Source organism: Streptomyces sp. YS-3, assembly GCF_045257485.1.
In the GTDB taxonomy this organism is placed as follows: Bacteria; Actinomycetota; Actinomycetes; order Streptomycetales; family Streptomycetaceae; genus Streptomyces.
This window is the reverse complement of record NZ_JBJHPC010001221.1, coordinates 1-538: the sequence shown is the minus strand read 5'-3', so window position 1 is coordinate 538 and position 538 is coordinate 1. Positions and strand designations below refer to the sequence as shown.

Annotated in this window: 1 pseudogene; it reads left to right on the top strand. The window is 76.6% G+C overall.

Going from position 1 to position 538, the window contains the following annotated elements:
* Positions 1–538, top strand: a pseudogene (locus tag ACJA3G_RS38405) (glycosyl transferase); the annotation flags it as partial.

Sequence of the window (538 nt, the reverse complement as noted above, 5' to 3'; positions counted from 1 at the left end):
GGGAGGCGGCGGCTGGGGCTCGACCGGTCCCGGCCGGATGTTCGGCGCCGAGGTGGGCGGCCAGATCTCCTGGCTGCTGCCGGCCGCGCTGCTGCTGCTCGTCGCGGGCCTGGTGGTCACCTGGCGCGGGAAGCGCACCGACACGGCCCGGGCCGCGTTCCTGGCCTGGGGCGGGGCGCTGCTGACGACGGCCGGGATCTTCAGCTTCATGGCGGGGATCTTCCACCAGTACTACACGGTCGCCCTCGCCCCGTATGTCGCCGCGCTGGTGGGCATGGGGGTCACGGTGCTGTGGGAGGAGCGGAGCCGGATCGCCGCGGCCTCGGCGCTGGGCGCGGCGGTGGCGCTCACGGCGTGGTGGTCGTCCGTACTGCTCGGCCGTACGCCGGACTATCTGCCGTGGCTGCGCTGGACGGTGCTGGTCGCGGGGCTCGCCGCGGCCGTCGGGCTGGCGCTGGCGGGACGGCTCGACCGCAGGCTGGCGCTGGGGGCGGCGGGCGTGGGGCTCGCGGCGTCGCTGGCCGGGCCCTTCGCGTAC